Origin of the sequence: Bacillus crepusculi (assembly GCF_014764715.1) — a bacterium.
In the GTDB taxonomy this organism is placed as follows: domain Bacteria; phylum Bacillota; class Bacilli; order Bacillales; family Bacillaceae; genus Bacillus.
In genome coordinates, this window is record NZ_JACXXE010000001.1 from 86,744 (window position 1) to 107,139 (window position 20,396).

At 40.7% G+C, this 20,396-nt stretch carries 26 protein-coding genes; all 26 read left to right on the forward strand.

Annotated features, from left to right (window positions below; translation table 11 throughout):
* The first annotated feature begins 42 nt into the window (after positions 1–42).
* The 26 genes from xerC (at position 43) to flhB (ending at position 20,381) form a co-directional block, all read left to right on the forward strand.
* Positions 43–960, forward strand: coding sequence for a tyrosine recombinase XerC (xerC, locus tag IEE86_RS00445; RefSeq protein ID WP_191095447.1), 918 nt, complete (start codon positions 43–45; stop codon positions 958–960).
* 14 nt (positions 961–974) lie between these two features.
* Positions 975–1,520: an ATP-dependent protease subunit HslV gene (gene hslV, locus IEE86_RS00450; RefSeq protein WP_191095448.1), complete on the forward strand. Its 546-nt coding sequence runs from the start codon at positions 975–977 to the stop codon at positions 1,518–1,520.
* Between the two features lie 16 nt (positions 1,521–1,536).
* A complete protein-coding gene (gene hslU / locus IEE86_RS00455) occupies positions 1,537–2,937 on the forward strand; it encodes an HslU--HslV peptidase ATPase subunit (RefSeq protein WP_191095449.1) in 1,401 nt (466 codons plus the stop codon).
* A gap of 34 nt (positions 2,938–2,971) precedes the next feature.
* Complete coding sequence (gene codY / locus IEE86_RS00460; protein WP_099725869.1) at positions 2,972–3,751, forward strand: GTP-sensing pleiotropic transcriptional regulator CodY; 780 nt, start codon at positions 2,972–2,974, stop codon at positions 3,749–3,751.
* Between the two features lie 289 nt (positions 3,752–4,040).
* Positions 4,041–4,430, forward strand: coding sequence for a flagellar basal body rod protein FlgB (gene flgB / locus IEE86_RS00465; RefSeq protein ID WP_191095450.1), 390 nt, complete (start codon positions 4,041–4,043; stop codon positions 4,428–4,430).
* Positions 4,430–4,882, forward strand: a complete 453-nt coding sequence (flgC, locus tag IEE86_RS00470; RefSeq protein ID WP_024424179.1) for a flagellar basal body rod protein FlgC — start codon at positions 4,430–4,432, stop codon at positions 4,880–4,882. Before flgB ends, flgC begins: the two co-directional genes overlap by 1 nt.
* Positions 4,883–4,893: 11 nt before the next feature.
* On the forward strand, positions 4,894–5,211 hold the full coding sequence (gene fliE / locus IEE86_RS00475) for a flagellar hook-basal body complex protein FliE (protein ID WP_039178515.1): 318 nt from the start codon (positions 4,894–4,896) through the stop codon (positions 5,209–5,211).
* A gap of 49 nt (positions 5,212–5,260) precedes the next feature.
* On the forward strand, positions 5,261–6,853 hold the full coding sequence (gene fliF / locus IEE86_RS00480) for a flagellar basal-body MS-ring/collar protein FliF (RefSeq protein WP_191095451.1): 1,593 nt from the start codon (positions 5,261–5,263) through the stop codon (positions 6,851–6,853).
* A gap of 11 nt (positions 6,854–6,864) precedes the next feature.
* Entirely contained in the window at positions 6,865–7,881 is a 1,017-nt protein-coding gene (gene fliG / locus IEE86_RS00485) for a flagellar motor switch protein FliG (RefSeq protein WP_008344808.1), read from the forward strand.
* Positions 7,874–8,638: a flagellar assembly protein FliH gene (gene fliH / locus IEE86_RS00490; protein ID WP_191095452.1), complete on the forward strand. Its 765-nt coding sequence runs from the start codon at positions 7,874–7,876 to the stop codon at positions 8,636–8,638. The genes fliG and fliH overlap by 8 nt, the downstream gene beginning before the upstream one ends.
* Positions 8,635–9,951, forward strand: coding sequence for a flagellar protein export ATPase FliI (fliI, locus tag IEE86_RS00495; RefSeq protein ID WP_191095453.1), 1,317 nt, complete (start codon positions 8,635–8,637; stop codon positions 9,949–9,951). Before fliH ends, fliI begins: the two co-directional genes overlap by 4 nt.
* 8 nt (positions 9,952–9,959) lie before the next feature.
* Positions 9,960–10,403 (forward strand): flagellar export protein FliJ, encoded by a 444-nt coding sequence (gene fliJ, locus IEE86_RS00500; RefSeq protein WP_024424173.1) that lies wholly within the window; start codon positions 9,960–9,962, stop codon positions 10,401–10,403.
* Between the two features lie 12 nt (positions 10,404–10,415).
* Positions 10,416–11,096, forward strand: a complete 681-nt coding sequence (locus tag IEE86_RS00505) for a MotE family protein (protein ID WP_191095454.1) — start codon at positions 10,416–10,418, stop codon at positions 11,094–11,096.
* Positions 11,097–12,419 (forward strand): flagellar hook-length control protein FliK, encoded by a 1,323-nt coding sequence (locus IEE86_RS00510; RefSeq protein WP_191095455.1) that lies wholly within the window; start codon positions 11,097–11,099, stop codon positions 12,417–12,419.
* The gene (gene flgD / locus IEE86_RS00515) at positions 12,419–12,862 is read left to right on the forward strand and encodes a flagellar hook assembly protein FlgD (RefSeq protein WP_191095456.1); all 444 of its coding nucleotides are present in this window, start codon (positions 12,419–12,421) and stop codon (positions 12,860–12,862) included. Before IEE86_RS00510 ends, flgD begins: the two co-directional genes overlap by 1 nt.
* 21 nt (positions 12,863–12,883) lie before the next feature.
* On the forward strand, positions 12,884–13,675 hold the full coding sequence (gene flgG, locus IEE86_RS00520; protein ID WP_191095457.1) for a flagellar basal body rod protein FlgG: 792 nt from the start codon (positions 12,884–12,886) through the stop codon (positions 13,673–13,675).
* Between the two features lie 37 nt (positions 13,676–13,712).
* A complete protein-coding gene (gene swrD / locus IEE86_RS00525; protein ID WP_099680558.1) occupies positions 13,713–13,928 on the forward strand; it encodes a swarming motility protein SwrD in 216 nt (71 codons plus the stop codon).
* Positions 13,925–14,353, forward strand: a complete 429-nt coding sequence (gene fliL / locus IEE86_RS00530; RefSeq protein WP_191095458.1) for a flagellar basal body-associated protein FliL — start codon at positions 13,925–13,927, stop codon at positions 14,351–14,353. Before swrD ends, fliL begins: the two co-directional genes overlap by 4 nt.
* 32 nt (positions 14,354–14,385) lie before the next feature.
* Complete coding sequence (fliM, locus tag IEE86_RS00535) at positions 14,386–15,384, forward strand: flagellar motor switch protein FliM (protein WP_034317724.1); 999 nt, start codon at positions 14,386–14,388, stop codon at positions 15,382–15,384.
* A complete protein-coding gene (fliY, locus tag IEE86_RS00540) occupies positions 15,374–16,498 on the forward strand; it encodes a flagellar motor switch phosphatase FliY (protein WP_191095459.1) in 1,125 nt (374 codons plus the stop codon). The genes fliM and fliY overlap by 11 nt, the downstream gene beginning before the upstream one ends.
* Positions 16,499–16,525: 27 nt before the next feature.
* A complete protein-coding gene (locus IEE86_RS00545) occupies positions 16,526–16,888 on the forward strand; it encodes a response regulator (protein WP_007499584.1) in 363 nt (120 codons plus the stop codon).
* An 18-nt stretch (positions 16,889–16,906) separates the two neighbouring features.
* Positions 16,907–17,566: a flagella biosynthesis regulatory protein FliZ gene (gene fliZ, locus IEE86_RS00550; RefSeq protein ID WP_191095460.1), complete on the forward strand. Its 660-nt coding sequence runs from the start codon at positions 16,907–16,909 to the stop codon at positions 17,564–17,566.
* Positions 17,559–18,224, forward strand: a complete 666-nt coding sequence (gene fliP / locus IEE86_RS00555; RefSeq protein WP_007499580.1) for a flagellar type III secretion system pore protein FliP — start codon at positions 17,559–17,561, stop codon at positions 18,222–18,224. The genes fliZ and fliP overlap by 8 nt, the downstream gene beginning before the upstream one ends.
* Before the next feature lie 16 nt (positions 18,225–18,240).
* The gene (fliQ, locus tag IEE86_RS00560; RefSeq protein WP_003211206.1) at positions 18,241–18,510 is read left to right on the forward strand and encodes a flagellar biosynthesis protein FliQ; all 270 of its coding nucleotides are present in this window, start codon (positions 18,241–18,243) and stop codon (positions 18,508–18,510) included.
* A 6-nt stretch (positions 18,511–18,516) separates the two neighbouring features.
* Positions 18,517–19,296 (forward strand): flagellar biosynthetic protein FliR, encoded by a 780-nt coding sequence (gene fliR, locus IEE86_RS00565; protein ID WP_024426982.1) that lies wholly within the window; start codon positions 18,517–18,519, stop codon positions 19,294–19,296.
* Positions 19,293–20,381, forward strand: coding sequence for a flagellar biosynthesis protein FlhB (gene flhB / locus IEE86_RS00570; protein ID WP_191095461.1), 1,089 nt, complete (start codon positions 19,293–19,295; stop codon positions 20,379–20,381). The genes fliR and flhB overlap by 4 nt, the downstream gene beginning before the upstream one ends.
* The last annotated feature ends 15 nt before the right edge of the window (positions 20,382–20,396 follow it).

Sequence of the window (20,396 nt, forward strand, 5' to 3'; positions counted from 1 at the left end):
AAGATATGTGATACCATTTAAAAGCCTTAAAGAGGTGAAAAAATGACGAATAAACAGCGTCTTGTCCACTTATTCATTGAATATTTGCAAATTGAAAAAAACTATTCAGCTTTAACGATCTCTGGATATTCAGAAGCCATTGAAGAGTTTGTCAGATTTATGAACATTCAAGGAATAGACGGTTTTGAAGAGGTATCCTATCAAGATACGAGAATTTATTTAACAGAAGCTTATGAAAAAGGCCTGACAAGAAGAACGATTAGTAAGAAAGTCTCTGCGCTTCGCAGCTTTTATAAATTTTTATTAAGAGAACAGCTTGTGAAAGAAAATCCTTTTTTACTCGTTAGCTTACCAAAGCAGGATAAGCGAATTCCTTCATTTTTGTATGAAGAGGAACTAAAAGAGCTGTTTACAGTGTCTGACGTAAGCACACCGCTTGGACAAAGAAATCAAGCCATTTTAGAGCTTCTTTATGCAACAGGTATGAGGGTCAGTGAGTTATGTTCATTAAAAGAATCTGATCTTGATTTATCGATGGATACAGTGCTTGTTCATGGGAAAGGCAGCAAACAGCGGTATGTTCCTTTCGGTTCGTACGCACATGAAGCGCTGGTCACTTATTTAGAGGATGGAAGGCAGAAGCTGACAGCTAAGGCGAAAGACCGTGCTGGTGCGCATGTGTTTTTGAATCAGCGCGGAGCCCCGCTTACAGATCGAGGCGTTCGATTCATTCTCACTGAATTAATGAAAAAGGTGTCAGGTACATTACATATCCATCCTCACATGTTAAGGCACACCTTTGCCACGCATCTCTTAAACGAGGGGGCGGATTTGAGAAGTGTTCAAGAACTTCTTGGTCATTCAAACTTATCATCAACACAGGTGTACACGCATGTATCAAAAGATTCTTTAAGAAAAACGTACATGTCTCATCACCCAAGGGCTTTTAAACGATCCTAAAAGGAGGTTTTTTCATGTCATCATTTCATGCAACAACCATCTTTGCCGTTCAACATAAAGGAAAAAGTGCGATGGCTGGAGACGGTCAAGTCACTTTCGGGCAGGCTGTCGTGATGAAACACACAGCAAAAAAAGTGCGCCGTCTTTTCGGAGGCAAGGTGCTCGCAGGCTTTGCAGGTTCAGTAGCAGATGCATTTACACTCTTTGAAAAGTTTGAAACGAAGCTTGAAGAATATGGTGGTAACTTAAAGCGAGCAGCTGTAGAACTTGCGAAAGAATGGCGAAGTGACAAGATGCTCAGGCAGCTAGAGGCAATGCTTATCGTCATGAACAAAGAAAGCATCCTGCTTGTATCCGGAACAGGAGAGGTCATCGAGCCAGATGATGGTATTTTGGCAATTGGCTCAGGTGGAAACTATGCGCTTAGCGCCGGGAGAGCACTCAAAATACATGCAGGTGATCATCTCTCAGCTAGAGAAATTGCCAAGGCTGCTCTTGAAACAGCAGGAGAAATCTGTGTTTACACGAACGACCAAATCACTTTAGAAGAGCTTGAATAGAAAGGACATGAGACGTATGGAGAAAAAGCCGTTTACCCCAAGAGAGATAGTTGAAAAGCTTGATCAGTACATCATTGGTCAGCTTGATGCGAAGAAAGCAGTGGCGGTGGCTTTAAGAAACCGTTACAGAAGAAGTCTTTTACATGATAAGCTAAAGGATGAAGTCGTTCCTAAAAACATTTTAATGATTGGCCCAACAGGTGTAGGGAAAACAGAGATAGCCCGCAGAATTGCCCGAATTTCTGGTGCGCCCTTTATTAAAGTGGAAGCGACGAAGTTTACTGAAGTTGGATATGTCGGCCGTGACGTAGAGTCGATGGTCAGAGATTTAGTTGAGACAGCGATTAGACTTGTCAAAGAAGAAAAGATGAAAGATGTTCAAGAAGAAGCGGAAAAACAGGCGAACAAACGTCTTGTCCATTTGCTTGTTCCTGGCAAGAAAAAAAGTCAGTCTGTGAAAAACCCTTTTGAGATGCTGTTTGGCGGATCTGATGCAGACGACCGTGATCGAGATGATTCAAATGAAGAAGTAGAGCTTGAAACGACAAGAAAACGTATTGCACACCAGCTGGCGATGGGTGAACTTGAAGATCATTATGTCACGATCGAAGTGGATGAGCAGCAGCCTTCCATGTTTGATCTGCTTCAAGGCTCCGGTATGGAGCAAATGGGCATGAACATGCAGGATGCCCTTAGCAACCTCATGCCTAAAAAGAAAAAACGCAAAAAGCTGACCGTCAGAGAAGCTCGAAAAGCGTTAACTGCGGAGGAAGCTTCAAAACTAATTGATATGGATGAAGTCAGTCAGGAAGCCGTCCAAAAAGCAGAGCAGCAAGGGATTATTTTTATCGATGAAATCGATAAAATTGCCAAAAGCGGCGGTACATCCTCTGCAGATGTTTCTCGTGAAGGGGTTCAACGTGATATTTTACCGATTGTAGAAGGTTCCACTGTGATGACGAAATATGGGGCAGTGAAAACGGATCATGTGCTTTTTGTAGCAGCAGGTGCTTTTCATATGGCGAAACCCTCAGATTTGATTCCAGAGCTTCAGGGGCGCTTCCCAATCCGTGTAGAATTAGATAAATTAAGTATAGAAGACTTTGTGAAAATCTTAACGGAACCAGATAACGCATTATTAAAGCAATATAAAGCTTTACTTGAAACAGAAGGTATATCTCTTGAATTTTCTGACGATGCTATTCATAAGATTGCCGAAGTGGCTTATCACGTCAATCAGGAGACGGATAACATCGGTGCAAGAAGGCTTCACACCATACTTGAAAAGCTGCTTGAAGAGCTTTCATTTGAGGCGCCTGATATTACACTGGAAACAGTGACCATTACCCCTCAGTATGTAGAAGAGAAGCTAGGAAAGATTGCAAATAACAAAGACTTAAGTCAATTTATACTTTAACAAATGAATAAAGTAATCTAGGAGGATCATTATTATGGCGTTACTACAAAAAACAAGGATTATTAACTCAATGCTGCAAGATTCAGCTGGGAAACCAGTTAATTTTAAAGAAATGGCGGAAACACTGAGAGATGTCATTGATTCAAACATTTTTGTGTTGAGTAGAAGAGGTAAACTTCTTGGTTACTCCATCAATCAACAGATTGAAAATACACGCATGAAAAAAATGCTTGAAGATCGTCAGTTCCCAGAAGAATATACGAAGAGTCTATTCAATGTCCCTGAAACTTCTTCAAACCTTGATATTAACAGCGAATATACAGCTTTCCCAGTTGAGAACCGTGATTTATTCCAATCAGGTTTGACAACCATTGTTCCGATTATCGGCGGGGGGGATCGTTTAGGAACGTTAATCCTATCTCGCTTGCAAGATAGATTCACTGATGATGATTTAATACTTGCTGAGTACGGAGCAACAGTTGTTGGAATGGAGATCCTTCGTGAAAAAGGAGAAGAGATCGAAGAAGAAGCAAGAAGTAAAGCAGTTGTTCAAATGGCGATTAGTTCTCTTTCGTATAGTGAGCTTGAAGCGATTGAACATATCTTTGAAGAACTTGATGGAAACGAAGGTCTGCTTGTTGCGAGTAAAATTGCTGACCGTGTAGGGATTACTCGTTCAGTCATCGTAAACGCATTACGCAAACTTGAAAGTGCTGGTGTCATCGAATCACGTTCTCTTGGAATGAAGGGAACTTACATCAAAGTGTTAAATAATAAATTTTTAATTGAACTTGAAAATTTAAAATCCCATTAAACAAAAAACCCTTTTTGGCTCGAAATGTACGCTAAAAAGGGTTTTTTTGTATGGAAAAAGAGTATTTGTCCGAAAAATGACACTCTTTTTTCCAAGAAACCCCTTACAATTCTGTAGTGCTTTGAATCTAGGCCTTTGTACCTACTCGTAAAATAGATATATATTACGAGTTTTTTTTACATATACATCATAGACTTTAATCCTATTATTTCTTACAATGAACATATGGTTTTACAAATCTCGACATGAAGAAATGGAATGAAATACATATGATTGGAGGTATATGGTTTTGGATATATTTTCTGGAACGATAAGCAACCTTGAGAATGCCTTAGGCAGAGCGAATGTTAAGCAAAAAGTCATAAGCAATAATATCGCGAATATAGACACACCGAACTATAAGTCGAAAAACGTCGCATTCCATGATATGCTAAATGATGCGAAGAACAAATTGGATGCTAAAAAAACATACCAAGGTCACATTGATTTTTCTAAAACAGGGTCTAATTATTCAGTTGTTTCGAGTAACCGTACTTCTTATCAAGAAAACGGAAATAATGTCGATATTGATCAAGAGATGAGTGAACTTGCTAAAAACCAAATTCAGTATAATGCGTTGGTTGAAAGAATGAGTGGAAAGTTCAATTCTCTTAAAACAGTTTTGACAGGAGGTAAGTGATGTCGATTTTTTCAGGTGTTAACGCATCGGCCTCAGCATTAACAGCACAGAGGCTCAGAATGGACGTTGTATCCTCGAACCTTGCCAATATGGATACAACTAGAGCTAAACAGGTTGATGGCAACTGGGAGCCTTATAGACGTAAACTCGTCACATTACAGCCGTCAGGTGAATCATTTTCATCTATATTGAACTCAAGCATGAATTCGAGCGGCAAATTAGGAAACGGCGTCAAAGTAACGAAGATTACAGAAGACGAAACTCCATTCAACCTTCAATATGACCCTACAAATCCCGATGCCAATGAAAATGGATATGTTCAAACACCAAATGTTGATCCATTAAAGGAAATGGTTGACCTCATCAGCAGCTCAAGGTCATATGAAGCAAACGTGACTGCATTAAATGCAAATAAAAGCATGCTGATGAAAGCTTTAGAAATAGGAAAGTAAGGTGAAAAGAATTGGTTAATGCAATATCTCCTTTCCAGCTTCAAACTGCTCAGCAAGCAAGTGAATTGACGAATGCATCGTCACTGCAAGCGGCTGCACCTAAAAGCCAAACGAATTTCTCTGATGTGCTGAAGAATTCTATTGAGGCATTAAATCAATCACAGCTGAAATCAGACCAGTATACAAATGCTCTTGCACAAGGTAAAGATGTCAATCTCGATGAAGTTATGATTGCTTCACAAAAAGCGAGTGTGACACTCACAGCTGCGACAGAATTTCGAAATAAAGCAGTCGAAGCGTACCAAGAGATTATGAGAATGCAGATGTAGGAGGTGCTGACGGACAAAAAAAGACTGAATGGAATGACCGGGGGTTAAGATGAATCGTACTTTAATGCAATTAAGAACAAAAACAGTTGAGTTTTGGCGAAATCGATCAAAATTACAAAAAATTCTCATGATTGGCGGCGTTGCTGCCCTAGCAATCATTATCACGGTTGTTAGCATCTTTGCTTCTTCTGAAAAAATGGTTCCACTATTTAGAGATTTGTCTGAGGCTGAAGCAGGGCAAATCAAACAGGAACTGGATGGCAAAAACGTCAAATCGGAACTCGCAAATAATGGAACGACGATTTTAGTTCCAGAAAAGCAAGCAGATTCTTTAAAAGTAACTCTCGCATCAGAAGGGCTTCCTAAGACAGGAAACATTGATTATTCCTTCTTTGCGAACAACTCCGGCTTCGGTTTAACAGATAATGAATTTGATGTTCTGAAAGTAGATGCAACTCAGACAGAACTGTCCAATCTGATCAACACGATTGATGGGATTAAAGATTCAAAAGTTATGATTAACCTGCCAAAAGATTCCGTTTTTGTTGGAGAAGAGCAAAGTAATGCATCAGCATCCATTGTGTTGCAAGTTGAGCGTGGCTACACGCTTACTCAGCAGCAAGTAAAAGGCCTTTATCATCTTATTTCAAAAAGTGTACCGAATTTAAAAACGGAAAACATTGTCATTATGGACCAAGATTCCAACTACTACGACTTAAACAGCAGCTCCGATTCCTATGCAAGTGGAATGGATGCACAGCAGCAGAAAAAAGAAGAAATTGAAAAGAACCTTCAAAGAAAAATTCAACAGCTGCTCGGAACGATGATGGGTCAAGAGAAAGTTGCCGTATCAGTCACAACAGACATTGATTTCACTGAAGAAAAAAGAAAAGAAGACATAGTAGAACCAGTTGATAAAGAAAACATGCAAGGCATCGCTGTCAGCGCTGAAAAGATTGCTGAAACCTATTCAGGTAATGGCGCAGCTGCTGGAGGCACCGCTGGAACAGGTGACGATGATGTCACAAATTATCAAGGTGCTGATGGAGCGAATGGAAGCGGAGATTACGAAAAGAGCGAAGATCGTATTAATTATGAGGTAAACCGCATTCATAAAGATATCAAAGAAAGTCCTTATAAAATCAGAGACGTTGGTATTCAAGCGCTGGTAGAACCACCAACGGCTAACGATGCGAACTCTTTAACTGCTGAAAGACAAGATGATATCAAAAAGATTCTTTCAACAATCATTAGCACATCAATTGATAAAGAATATACAAATGGTCAAGCGCTCACTCAAGCTGACTTAGATAACAAAATCGTTTTATCTGTATCAAAATTAGACGGTAAACAGCAAACTGCAGCAGAAAACCCTTCAAACAATATTCCGATCTGGGTTTATATTGTAGGCGGTGTGCTACTACTTGCCATTATCGCTCTCATTATTCTTCTTGTGCGTAAGCGCAGAAAAGAAGAGGAAGAAGAGTTTGAGTTTGATGAACGGACACCAATCCATGTTCCGGATATCGATACTGAACCAGAAACAGAAGAAATGGTGAGAAAAAATCAGCTTGAAAAAATGGCAAAAGAAAAACCAGAAGACTTTGCTAAATTGCTACGCAGCTGGCTGTCCGAGGATTAGGAGGAATACACATGTCGAGAAAAGATCCAAATCGACTAACAGGCAGACAAAAAGCAGCAATCCTAATGATTTCCTTAGGGCTAGACGTGTCAGCATCTGTATACAAACATCTGTCTGAAGACGAAATAGAAAAATTAACATTAGAAATTTCCAATGTACGAAGTGTAGACACTGCTAAAAAAGATGAAATCATCGAAGAGTTTCACAGCATTGCCATCGCGCAGGACTACATATCACAGGGCGGTCTTATGTATGCAAGACAAGTGCTTGAAAAAGCGCTTGGTGAGGACAAAGCGGATAGCATCTTAAACCGATTGACATCCTCTCTTCAAGTGAAACCATTTGATTTTGCTAGAAAGGCTGACCCAGAGCAAATTTTAAACTTTATCCAACACGAGCATCCACAAACCATTGCACTTATACTTTCCTACTTAGATCCAGTACAGGCTGGGCAAATTTTATCTGAGTTAGGCGAGGAAGTACAAACAGAGGTTGCGAGACGAATTGCCTTAATGGACCGCACATCTCCAGAGATCATCAATGAAGTGGAACGTATTCTTGAACAAAAGCTTTCTTCAACCTTTACGCAAGACTATACCCAAACGGGCGGTGTCGAAGCGGTTGTGGAAGTGTTAAATGGTGTAGACCGTGCAACGGAGAAGACCATTTTAGACACACTTGAAATTCAAGATCCTGAGCTTGCTGATGAAATTAAGAAACGTATGTTTGTCTTCGAAGATATTGTCACTCTTGATAGCAGAGCCATTCAGCGCGTCATTAGAGACGTTGAAAATGATGACTTATTGCTCGCCCTCAAAGTGGCAAGCGAAGAGGTCAAAGAAATTGTCTTCCGCAACATGTCCCAGCGGATGGTCGAAACGTTCAAAGAGGAAATGGAGTTTATGGGACCTGTCCGGCTTAGAGATGTCGAGGAAGCACAAACCCGTATTGTCAGCATCGTAAGACGACTCGAGGAAGCTGGAGAAATCGTCATAGCTCGAGGCGGAGGAGACGATATCATTGTCTAGGATTATCAAACAAGAAACATCTGTTATTCCTGAGCAGGGCCGTCAAACGATTCCTTTGCAACAAGTGGAGTTCAAAAGAGAACATCGCGAAGAAGAGTTTGTCAATGAAACGGAGGCATCACAGCTTGTCCTAAGTGATGCAGAAGATCAAGCAAGCCGTATTCTAGATCAAGCAAACAGTGAGCTGGAAAAAACAATGGCTGAAATCAATCAGCGCCGAGCTGATTTTGAAACAGAAAAAATGCAGCTCATTGAAGAAGCGAAACAAATAGGTTATCAAGAAGGCTTCCAAAAGGGCGAGGCAGATGCGAACATGCAGTACCAATCTATTCTTGATCAAGCAAATGAGATTGTCCGTCTTGCGAAAGAGGACTATGAAGAAAAAATTGAAAGCTCTGCTGAAGAAATTGTGGAACTGGCTTTCGAACTCGCCAAACGAGTGTGGTATGCAGCTGAGGACACGAAAGATCAATTTTTAATTCTTGTGAAGCAGGTCATCTCAGAAGTGAAAGAATATGACGATATTTCCATCTATGTTGACCCTGAACATTATGAGCATGTCATGGAATATAAAGAAGAATTGATTAGAATCCTTCAAAAGGATACACATCTTGCTATCTACTCGGATGAAAAAGCCTCAAAAGGCACTTGTTACGTAGAAACAAGCTTTGGAAAAGTGGAAGCGAGTGTGGATACACAAATGAATCAGTTAAAAGAAAAACTATTAGAAGTCATTGATTCAGGTGATCACAAATGAACATCGATGTGTTAAAAGAAACGATTGAAACCGCCGATCCTTATAAACGATTTGGTAAAGTCAATCGAGTTGTTGGACTGATGATCGAGTCCAAGGGGCCAGAGAGCTCTATCGGAGATGTGTGTCTCATTCATAAAAAAGGGAGCAAACGCCATCCGATAAAAGCAGAGGTCGTTGGTTTTAGGGATGAAAACATTCTGCTTATGCCTTATGTTGAAGCATCCAATATCTCACCAGGAAGTCTTGTTGAAGCGACAGGTGAGTCGCTGAAGGTCAAAGTAGGCACTGGATTGATTGGGGAAGTCGTTGACGCCTTCGGTGCTCCGCTAGACGGCAGTATGCTTCCAAAGGGACTTGCACCTGTTTCGACAGAACAGTCTCCTCCAAACCCAATGGACAGGCCGCCGATTCGAGAAAAGATGGGCGTTGGTGTCAGAGTGATTGATAGTCTGCTCACAGTAGGCACTGGTCAAAGGATTGGGATTTTTGCTGGAAGTGGTGTGGGGAAAAGCACCTTAATGGGAATGATTGCAAAGCAGACAGAAGCGGATCTAAATGTCATTGCCCTTGTTGGAGAGCGTGGCCGTGAAGTTCGTGAGTTTATCGAAAAGGATTTAGGTGCTGAAGGACTGAAGCGTTCGATTGTTGTCGTTGCTACTTCTGACCAGCCCGCGCTGACGAGAATGAAAGCAGCCTATACAGCGACAGCCATTGCAGAATATTTCAGAGACAGAGGCAAAAATGTCATGTTTATGATGGATTCTGTCACGAGGGTCGCCATGGCACAAAGGGAAATAGGTCTTGCAACAGGCGAACCACCAACGACAAAAGGATATACGCCTTCAGTGTTCGCTATACTGCCAAAATTGCTTGAACGAACTGGAACGAATCAGCTAGGTTCCATCACAGCGTTTTACACAGTGCTTGTTGATGGTGACGACATGAATGAGCCGATCGCTGATACAGTGAGAGGGATTTTAGATGGCCACATTGTACTTGATCGTGCTTTAGCAAACAAAGGACAATTTCCCGCTGTCAATATTCTAAAAAGTATCAGCCGTGTCATGAGCAATATAGCAAGTCATGATCACAAGGAAGCGGCCAATCGTTTCCGTCAGCTTTTATCCACTTATCAAAACGCTGAAGACCTCATTAATATTGGAGCATATAAAAAAGGCTCCTCTAAGGATATTGATGAGGCCATGCAGGCTTATCCTCATCTCATTTCATTTTTGAAGCAGGATGTAGAAGAGGCTGTATCTATTGAAGACAGTGTGAATTTATTGCTCAGTTTGATGAATAGAGAGGATTGACAAAAACAGTGAGATATCAATACAAATTTCAAAAGCTCTTGGAACTGAAAGAAAGTGAAAAAGACAAATCACTCGCAGCGTATCAACAATCCGTTTCGGCATTTGAGCAAGTCGCTGAAAAACTCTATGAAAATATGAGTAAAAAAGAGCTAATGGAAAAAAGCAAAGAAGAAAAGCTGAGAAGTGGAATGAGTGTCCAAGAAATGCGTCACTATCAGCAATTTGTGACGAACCTAGATAACACCATCCAGCATTATCAGCAGCTTGTGATCATGAAACGGCATCAAATGAATGAAAAACAATCTGATTTAACAGAAAAAAACATTGAGTTTAAAAAGTTTGAAAAAATGAAAGAAAAGCAATTTGAAAAGTTTTCCCTTGAACATAAGGCAATCGAAATGAAAGAAATGGATGATATCTCTATCAGCCAATTCATGTTTCAAGGACATTAGGAGTCGAGATGAATGCCTAAGAAGGAAAAAGAGAAGGAATCAAGCGGCGGAAAATTTCAATGGATCTTGTTTATTGTCATCATCCCATTAATTGTGCTTGTGATTGTGGCTGGCACAATCCTTTCTATTGCGGGTTTTGATCTAAAGAAACCGCTACAAAACATCCCAGTGATCAGCAATTTGGTTGGTTCAGATGACAGCTCAAAAACGTCATCTTCAAATAATGATCAACATGATGCAGAGTTGAAAGAGCTGAAAAAGACGATTAAAGAACAAGAGAATGAACTCGAAATTGCACAAAAAGACTTGAAAACTAGTGATGAAGAGATTAAACGATTGAATCAAAAAATCAATTCACTTGAAAAAACATCTGATAAAGAGAATACATCAGCAAATGACAGTTCATCAAACAGTACGTCAAGTAATAACTCAGCAGGAACGTCCTCTGATACGGCGACATCCTCTAATCAACAATCAAAAGGGAAGGTTGCCAGCATTTATGAAAGCATGGATGCAGGGAAATCCGCCAAAATTTTATCAGAATTAAGTGATAAAGAGGCTTTGAAGATTCTTGAGGAGCTGAGTAAAAATAAGCTGACGGACATATTAGCAAAACTGACACCTCAGAAGGCAGCAACGTTTACGAAGGAGCTTGCCAAAAAAGAAGAAAGTGAAAACGGGGGTGGACAATAAGTGAAGCTATTGGATATTGGAGCATTGCAGCAATCCTCTCAAGGCCTCTCGGGGCTAAAGGGAAGCGGCGTATCATCTGCACGCGGTTTATTTAAACAACTGCTTAGTGGTGCTGGCGTTCAAAGTGGGCCCGTCAATTCTGAACCAGCGGGAGCCTCTCTTTCCATCAATGATGCAATGCAAATCATTGAAAAATGGATGCAATCGCCTGAAGATGGGATCGATGGAGATCTTCTTGAGGCGCTTCAAACGCTTCAAGGTCATAAGCTAGACCAAACGGATGTAAAGTCACTTGAAGAGTTATTTCAAAAAATGGAAGCATCCATTTATGGTGATCAAGCTGATAAGCCAGCTACTGAACATAGTGAACAGCTCATCCAAGTCCACTTTTTCTTATATCAATTGCTAAATGAGCAACCGATCAGCTTTGATGCAAAACTTGTACAGGATATTGAGGGAAAAGGCCAAGACTTCATCCATTTTCTTTCGAAAAATGGTGCCGATGAGAAGCTCATTCAGCAAGTAAAAGAGCAGTTCTTCTCGCAGGGATCAGCACCAAAGCTGAACTCTATGTCTCAAAGTGAGCTGAAACACTTTAATCAGTTAATCGACCATATGATGGCGAATGCGAAAGGGTCAGATAAAGAGTGGAAAATTTCTCTAGGGGAGTTAAAAGAATTGGTCTCTCCAAAACAAGAATCTTCCCTCGGATCTCCAGCAAAAGGCGCGGCATCACTTGAATGGCTCATCAAAAAGGAAGTCATCAAGGGACAAAGCGCCGCCACGCCTGCTTCTGAAAAAACGATGACCCATACGCTTTTGTCAGGTCATAAACAGTTCTTTCAACTGCAATCAGCGGCTCCTGTGCAGCAGACACAAACATCTGATGAAAAGCCAGGAACAGTTGATCAGCAAATTTTAAATACGTGGAAGCAAATGAAATTTACGCCATTTGGCAACTCAAGTGGGCGCTTTACCGTTCGGTTAAATCCAGAAAATCTTGGGTTTATCACCATTCAACTAACGAAACAAAACGGTGTGTATGCGAGTAAAATTACAGCATCGACGCAAGCGGCAAAAGAGCTGTTAGAGCAACATCTGCCGCAGCTCAAACAGGCACTTCCGAATATGTCGGTTCAAGTGGACCGTTTCCATATACCGCTTCAATCAAATGAACAGCCGTTATTTGGACAGTTTAGTGAAGAAAACAAGCAGCACCAGTCAAAAGGGCAAAATTCTCAGCAGTCTGATGAACAGGAAGCAGAATTCCAAGATGTACTGGACGCTCTCGTTGGCTCAGATGAAGAAGAGGAGGAGATCTAATGGCAACCGTTGATTCTACTAATAGAACAACTGCAACAACAGACACTTCTTCAAGCGCAGCAAAAAAAACAGACACGCTTGGGCGAGATCAGTTCTTAAAAATATTGCTTACGCAGCTTCAAAACCAAGATCCGACAAACCCAATTGATGACCGTGAGTTTGTCACGCAGCTTGCAACATTTTCTTCTTTAGAACAGCAAATGAATATGAACGAATCAATCACCCAAATGAATCAGGTCATGTCTACATTTGTTGCACACCAAGATCCATTTACGACATATGTAGGCTGGATTGGTAAAGAAGTATCGGGCAAACAAGATGACAAAGACATATCAGGCACTGTGAAGTCTGTTAAAAACATAAATAACGAGTACTTCCTATATCTAGAGGATGGAACGAAAATCAGCCCTTGGGACGTTACAACAGTTGGAGAAAAATCGTAAGCAAATCGAGGAGGAAAACAAATGTTACGCTCACTTTACTCAGGAATTAGCGGAATGAAAAACTTCCAAACAAAATTAGATGTTGTAGCCAATAACGTGGCCAACGTCAATACACACGGATACAAAAAAAGCCGAATCACTTTTAAAGATATGGTCAGCCAAACAATTTCAAGCTCTGGTGGACCGACGAACAACTCTGGTTCGATCAACTCAAAACAAGTTGGTTTAGGATCTTCTTTATCATCTATTGACAAGGTGATGTCAGCGGGTGCTTCTCAAAATACAGATAGAAATTATGACTTCTATATCAATGGTGATGGCTTCTTCCGTATCCAAAGTCAAGGAGAAATTCTTTATACAAGAAATGGGAATTTTGATAAAGATTCAGAGGGTAATTTAGTCAATTCTGATGGAAATTATCTGCTTGGAATGGATGGACAAAAAATAACAATTCCTGATGGCGTTTCAAGTGTGAACGTTGGTCCGGATGGAACAATCTCAGTTGTTGAAAACAACGTATCTAGAACTGTTGGACAGGTATCAGTCGTATCTTTCAGTAACGCAGGAGGATTAGACAAAGCTGGTGACAACCTTTACCGCCAGACGTTAAGCTCAGGTGCACCAAGTAACCCTATCGTTCCTGGTGAACAAGGAACGGGCGTCATCCAAACAGGTAGACTTGAAATGTCAAACGTTGATTTAACAGACGAGTTTACAGAAATGATCATCGCGCAGCGCGGATTCCAATCGAATGCAAAGACGATCACAACATCAGATGAAATTCTGCAAGAGCTTGTGAATCTGAAACGATAGGAGGTAGGGGGAGCGGTTTATCGCTTCTCTGCTTAATATGATTGAAGTGACGAGATTAAATGGCAAAGGATTTATGATTAATGCTCTCCATATCGAGCAAATCGAAAGCTTTCCAGACACGACCATTACACTCGCCAATGGAAAGAAATTCGTTGTGAAAGAAGATGAAAAGCAGCTCCAGGAGAAAATCATTTCTTTCTACAGAAAAATCCAAGTCATTTCATTGAATCAAGGAATAGAGGAGTTTGAATGAAGAAGAAATTAGTCGTAGTAATGCTAATCATGATTATTGCCATCGTCGGAATTGGAGCAGGTATCTTTTTTCTGCTGAATGGATCAGACGAAGCAAAAGCAGAAAAAGAGCCAACAGCAGATGAAGTCGTCAAAGCTTCTGTTGAAATTCCTGAGATTGTAACCAATTTAAAATCTGAAGGAAATGCAGTCAAACTTGTGCTGAATATTGAAACAGATTCTGAAAAAGCCAAAGAAGAGCTTGAAAAAAGAAGTTTTCAAGCAAAGGATGCCGTCATCGACATTTTATCAGAAACAAATGCAGATGAACTTGATGGCAAAAAAGGCAGAGAACATTTTAAAACACTAGTCAAAAACAAAGTGAATAACTATTTGCAAGATGGCAAGGTGAAAGAAGTTTATATAACCTCCTTTAATCTGCAATAGAGGCGATTAATTGACACGATGGAGGTGAAGAAATGTCAGGAGAAGTGCTTTCCCAGAATGAGATCGACGCATTATTATCCGCCATATCTACAGGCGAAATGGATGCAGAAGAGCTGAAAAAAGAAGAAACGACGAAAAAAGTGAAGGTGTATGACTTTAAACGTGCACTTCGCTTTTCAAAAGACCAGATTCGAAGTTTAACAAGGATTCACGATAACTTCGCTAGACTGCTCACCACACACTTTTCAGCGCAGCTCAGATCATATATTCAAATTTCTGTCAGCTCGGTTGACCAAGTACCATACGAAGAATTTATTCGTTCGATTCCTAATATGACCTTATTAAACTTATTTTATGTCAGTCCACTTGAAGGAAGAATTATGCTTGAAGTGAACCCAACAATCGGCTATGCCATGATGGACAGGCTGATGGGCGGGATTGGCATTAGTCATAATAAGACGGAATCACTTACAGAAATCGAAACAAAGATTATCTCAAACATGTTTGAGGGAGCTTTGGAAAATTACAGAGAAGCGTGGCAGTCCATAACCGACATCGAGCCAGAAATGGCAGATTTCGAGGTAAATCCCCAGTTTGTTCAAATGGTGTCACCAAACGAAACAGTTGTCGTCATTTCTCTTAATACACAAGTTGGTGAGGTGAGCGGGGTTATTAACCTATGTATTCCTCACGTTGTATTAGAGCCTATTATTCCGAAGCTGTCTGTTCACTACTGGATGCAGTCTGAACGAAATGAACCGAAACAAGAAGAAACAAAGGCCATTGAAAAACGGATTATGACGGCAAAAATACCGGTAGTCGCAGAACTTGGACAATCGGAAATGACGGTGGAAGAGTTTTTGAATTTGGAAATTGGTGATTGTATTGCCTTGGACAAACCAGTAAATGCGCCTCTTACTGTTATGGTCGGAAATAAACCGAAATTCTTGGGACAGGCCGGCCGCGTGAATCGGAAACAGGCGATTCAAATTCTAGATCACGACATAAGAGGTGAAGAAGATGGAGAATAACGGAAGTAAATTATCACAAGATGAAATCGATGCGCTCCTTAAAGGAGGCAGCAATGACGATATAGAGCCTGATACAGTCCTTTCTGCAATGGAACAAGACGCCATTGGAGAAATTGGAAATATTTCATTTGGTAGCTCTGCAACAGCACTTTCAACCCTATTAAATCAAAAAGTGGAGATTACAACTCCAACTGTTACAGTGATTCAAAAAAGCAAGCTGAACGAGGAGTTTCCTCATCCATACGTTGCGATTGAAGTGAATTATACAGAAGGCTTTAGTGCAAGTAACCTGCTTGTCATCCAGCAAACAGATGCGGCAGTCATTGCAGACTTAATGATGGGCGGAGATGGAACAAATGCTGACCCGTCTCTAAGTGAAATTCACCTAAGTGCAGTGCAAGAAGCAATGAACCAAATGATGGGTTCTGCAGCGACATCTATGTCGACAGTCTTTAATAAAAAGATTGATATTTCTCCGCCGCGCGTTGAGTTGCTCGATGTGAAAGAGGGAGAAGGCACAGACCGCATTCCAGCAGAAGAAATGCTTGTCAAAGTATCCTTTAGATTAACGATAGGTGAACTCATAGATTCAAATATTATGCAGCTTTACCCAATTACATTTGCGAAGGATTTAATCGCAGAATTAACAGACCCAGCTCAAGAAGAGGAGCCTGTTCAAGAAACACCCGTGAGCGCACCTGAACCTCAGCAGGCAGCTGAGCAAGCACAGTCTGCTCCTCAGCAGCAAACGGCACCGCCGAAAAGACAGGCGAAACCAAAGCCAGCCGAACCTGTAAATGTGGCGCCAGTTGAATTTGCTGCATTCAGTGAGCCTCAGCATACAACGAACCAGCTAGGAAACCTCGATATGCTGATGGATATTCCGCTTTCTATTACAGTGGAGCTTGGCAGAACGCAGCGCAGTGTGAAAGAAGTACTTGAGCTTTCAGCTGGAAGTGTCATTGAACTGGACAAACTTGCGGGTGAGCCAGTAGACATTTTGGTCAACAAACGAATCGTCGCCAAAGGGGAAGTCGTTGTCATCGATGAGAACTTTGGTGTTCGTGTGACTGATATATTAAGTCAGTCAGAAAGACTTTCTAATTTAAAATAAACAAACATATAGGGAGAGAATAAGTACATGGCTACTAAGGTATTAATCGTAGATGATGCAGCATTCATGAGAATGATGATTAAGGATATTCTTGTAAAAAACGGATTTGATGTAGTAGGAGAAGCAGAAAACGGCGCACAAGCTGTTGAAAAATATAAAGAAACATCTCCTGACCTTGTGACAATGGATATCACAATGCCAGAAATGGATGGGATCACTGCGTTAAAAGAAATTAAACAAATCGATGCTTCAGCAAAAATCATTATGTGTTCTGCTATGGGACAGCAATCAATGGTTATTGACGCCATTCAAGCAGGTGCAAAAGACTTTATCGTGAAGCCATTCCAGGCAGACCGTGTACTTGAAGCAATTAATAAAACGTTAGGCTAAAAAAGGGTGTAAGACTTGTTGAAAAAACGTTTGATATGTATAGCAATGATCAGTTTTATGCTTTTCTTGACGGTGCAGCCTGCCTCGCTGTTCGCTGAAACGAAAGATTCAGAAAACGGCACAGTGAATGACTGGCTCAAAGATGAGAAAGAAAGCAAAAAGGATACAGAAAAGAAAACCACTGACAATCAAACGAATCCGGCAGAAGAAGTTCCCTCTTCTTCTGTCTCCATTATGGATTTTGTCAAAATGATTGGTGCCTTACTTTTTGTCATCCTGCTCATTTATGGATTGGTGAGATTTGTTGGTAAGCAAAACCGCTTACTTAAACCCTTTCGCTATGTTGAAAATATTGGCGGAACGACGGTTGGCCAAAATCGTTCGGTCCAGCTTATCAAAGTGGGCAAGCGAGTACTAGTTGTCGGCGTCGCAGACTCAATCCAGCTGCTAAAAGAAATTGATGATGAACAAGAATGTGAAGCGATTGTGAAACAATATGAAGAAGCGATGGAAAGCAAGACAGATATACCAAAAATCGTTCAAAAATTCACGTCGCAAGTAAAGAAACACGACCAGACAACCACTTCTTCTTTTTCAGCCAATTTAAAGGCGCAGCTAGCCGAATTGAAAAAGACCCAATCAGAAGTCAGAAAGAAAGGCCCGAAACAAAATGAATGAGTTTATCGATTTATTTAATTCCAGCGGTGCAGGGAATATCAGTACGTCTGTCCGTCTTCTTTTACTTTTGACCGTATTTTCGGTTGCACCAGGCATTCTTATTTTAATGACGTGTTTTACACGAATTGTGATTGTCCTTTCATTCGTCAGAACATCACTTGCAACCAACTCAATGCCGCCAAACCAAGTGCTTGTTGGACTTGCTTTGTTTCTCACATTTTTTATTATGGCACCCACGTTCTCAGAGATAAATAAAGAGGCACTCACGCCGCTTTTAAATGATGACATTACGTTAAACCAGGCATATGAAAAAGCCGAAGTGCCAATCAAAGAGTTTATGAGTAAACATACGAGACAGAAAGATTTGGCTTTATTTCTTAGTTACGCAAAAATGGATACACCTGAATCGATTAAAGATATTCCATTAACGGCGATGGTACCAGCTTTTGCAATTTCAGAATTAAAGACGGCATTTCAAATTGGTTTCATGATCTTTATTCCATTTTTAATTATTGACATGGTGGTCGCAAGTGTCCTGATGTCAATGGGGATGATGATGCTTCCGCCGGTTATGATATCGCTCCCTTTCAAAATATTGTTATTTGTTTTAGTCGATGGATGGTATTTGATTGTAAAATCCTTGCTGCAAAGCTTTTAGAGTAGGTGCTTAAAACATGAGTTCAGAATTTGTCATTACGATGGCTGAAAGATCAGTGTATGTTGTATTGCTTGTCAGCGGGCCGCTTTTAGCGCTCGCACTTATTGTGGGGCTAATTGTCAGTGTGTTTCAGGCGACAACCCAAATTCAAGAACAGACGCTTGCGTTCATTCCTAAGATTGTTGCAGTGCTCATTGGACTTGTTGTGTTTGGTCCGTGGATGCTTTCCACAATTGTGTCCTTTACGACAGAGCTGTTCTCGAATTTAGATCGATTTGCAGGTTAAATCGCGATGTCCATTATAGAATTATTCCCTGCTTTTCTTTTAGTTTTTATTCGGATCACCGCTTTTTTTGTGACAGTACCGCTTTTAGCGCATAGAACGATACCAGCTGTACACAGAGTTGGATTCTCGCTGTTTTTAGCCGTTATTAGCTTCAGCACGATTAAAGAACCGCCAGCGCTCGACATAGACGGTCTTTATATGATGCTTGCGGTGAAAGAAGCAATGGTCGGACTTCTTCTTGGGCTGATTGCCTATATCATGGTGTCTGCTGTTCAAATTGCCGGCTCGTTCATTGATTTTCAAATGGGCTTTGCGATCGCCAATATTATTGATCCGCAAACAGGGGCGCAAACACCGCTGATGGGGCAGTTCTTTTATACGGTTACACTACTATTGATGCTAGCAACGAATGCACACCACCTGCTGCTTGATGGGATTTATTACAGCTTTCAATATATTGCAGTTGATCAGTACGCGCTGAATTTCGGCAGTGAATCCTTTGCTTACTTTATCGCAAAGAGTTTCAACCAAATGTTCATCATTGCCTTTCAAATCTCGGCACCTGTTGTGGCAAGTTTGTTTTTAGTCGATTTGGCATTAGGGATTGTAGCACGTACAGTTCCGCAAATGAACGTATTTGTTGTTGGACTTCCTATTAAAATGGGTGTGAGTTTTATTATGATCATCATCTGTATGGGCGTGATCTTCGGAGTTGTCCAAAATACATTTGAAACGATTGTGCTCACCATGAGGAATTTCTTAGCATTGGTCGGTGGTTCGTCATGATGACAAGGCTTAGACTAGACTTGCAGTTTTTCGCAGGTGAAAAAACAGAAAAAGCAACGCCGAAAAAAAGGCGGGATTCGCGTAAAAAAGGACAGGTTGCGAAAAGTACCGACGTCAATACAGCCATCTCATTTCTATTAATCTTTTTATCATTCTTTTTTATTGGGCCTTTTATGAAAGAGCGTATTATTGCGCTCATTGAACGTTTTTATTCAACAACCATGCTAATGAAGGTTAGCACATCTAACATTCATCAATTATTCTTGGAATTGCTTCAAGAAACAGGACTCCTCCTCATGCCGATTCTTGGTGTTGGTATGCTGGCGGGTATCCTCAGTAACTATTTACAAGTCGGGTTTCTCTTTTCTGCAGAAGTGATCAAACCGAAATTAGAAAAGCTTGATCCAATCAAAGGGTTTAAACGAATATACAGTATTCGAGCCCTCGTAGAGCTATTAAAATCCATTTTGAAAATTGGTTTTGTTGGTTTTGCGACATTTATAGCACTCTGGATGCACTTTGATGAAATCCTGAGGCTCCCTCTACTAACAGCGGAGGAAACCCTGCATTTCGTCGCAAAGATGACCTTGATTATGGGTTTATATGCAGCAGGTGCTCTTCTGATCTTAGCAGGGCTTGATTATATGTATCAGAAATTTGATTATGAAAAAAACTTACGGATGTCCAAACAAGACATCAAAGATGAGTATAAAAAATCAGAGGGTGACCCTCTCATAAAATCAAAGATTAAACAGCGCCAGCGGGAAATGGCGATGAGACGGATGATGCAGGAAGTCCCAAAAGCGGACGTCATCATTACAAACCCAACCCACTACGCAATTGCCTTGAAATATGACGAAGAAAAGATGGATGCGCCCTTTGTTGTGGCAAAGGGAACAGATATTTTGGCTTTGAAAATTAGAACGATTGCGAAAGAGCACGATATCATGACCGTAGAAAACCGGCCGCTCGCGCGTGCACTATATGATCAGGTCGATATCAATCAAGCGGTGCCAGAAGAATACTTTAAGGCCATCGCAGAAATTTTAGCTTACGTATATAAAACGAAACAAAAGATTTTATGAATTTTTGGTTTTAAA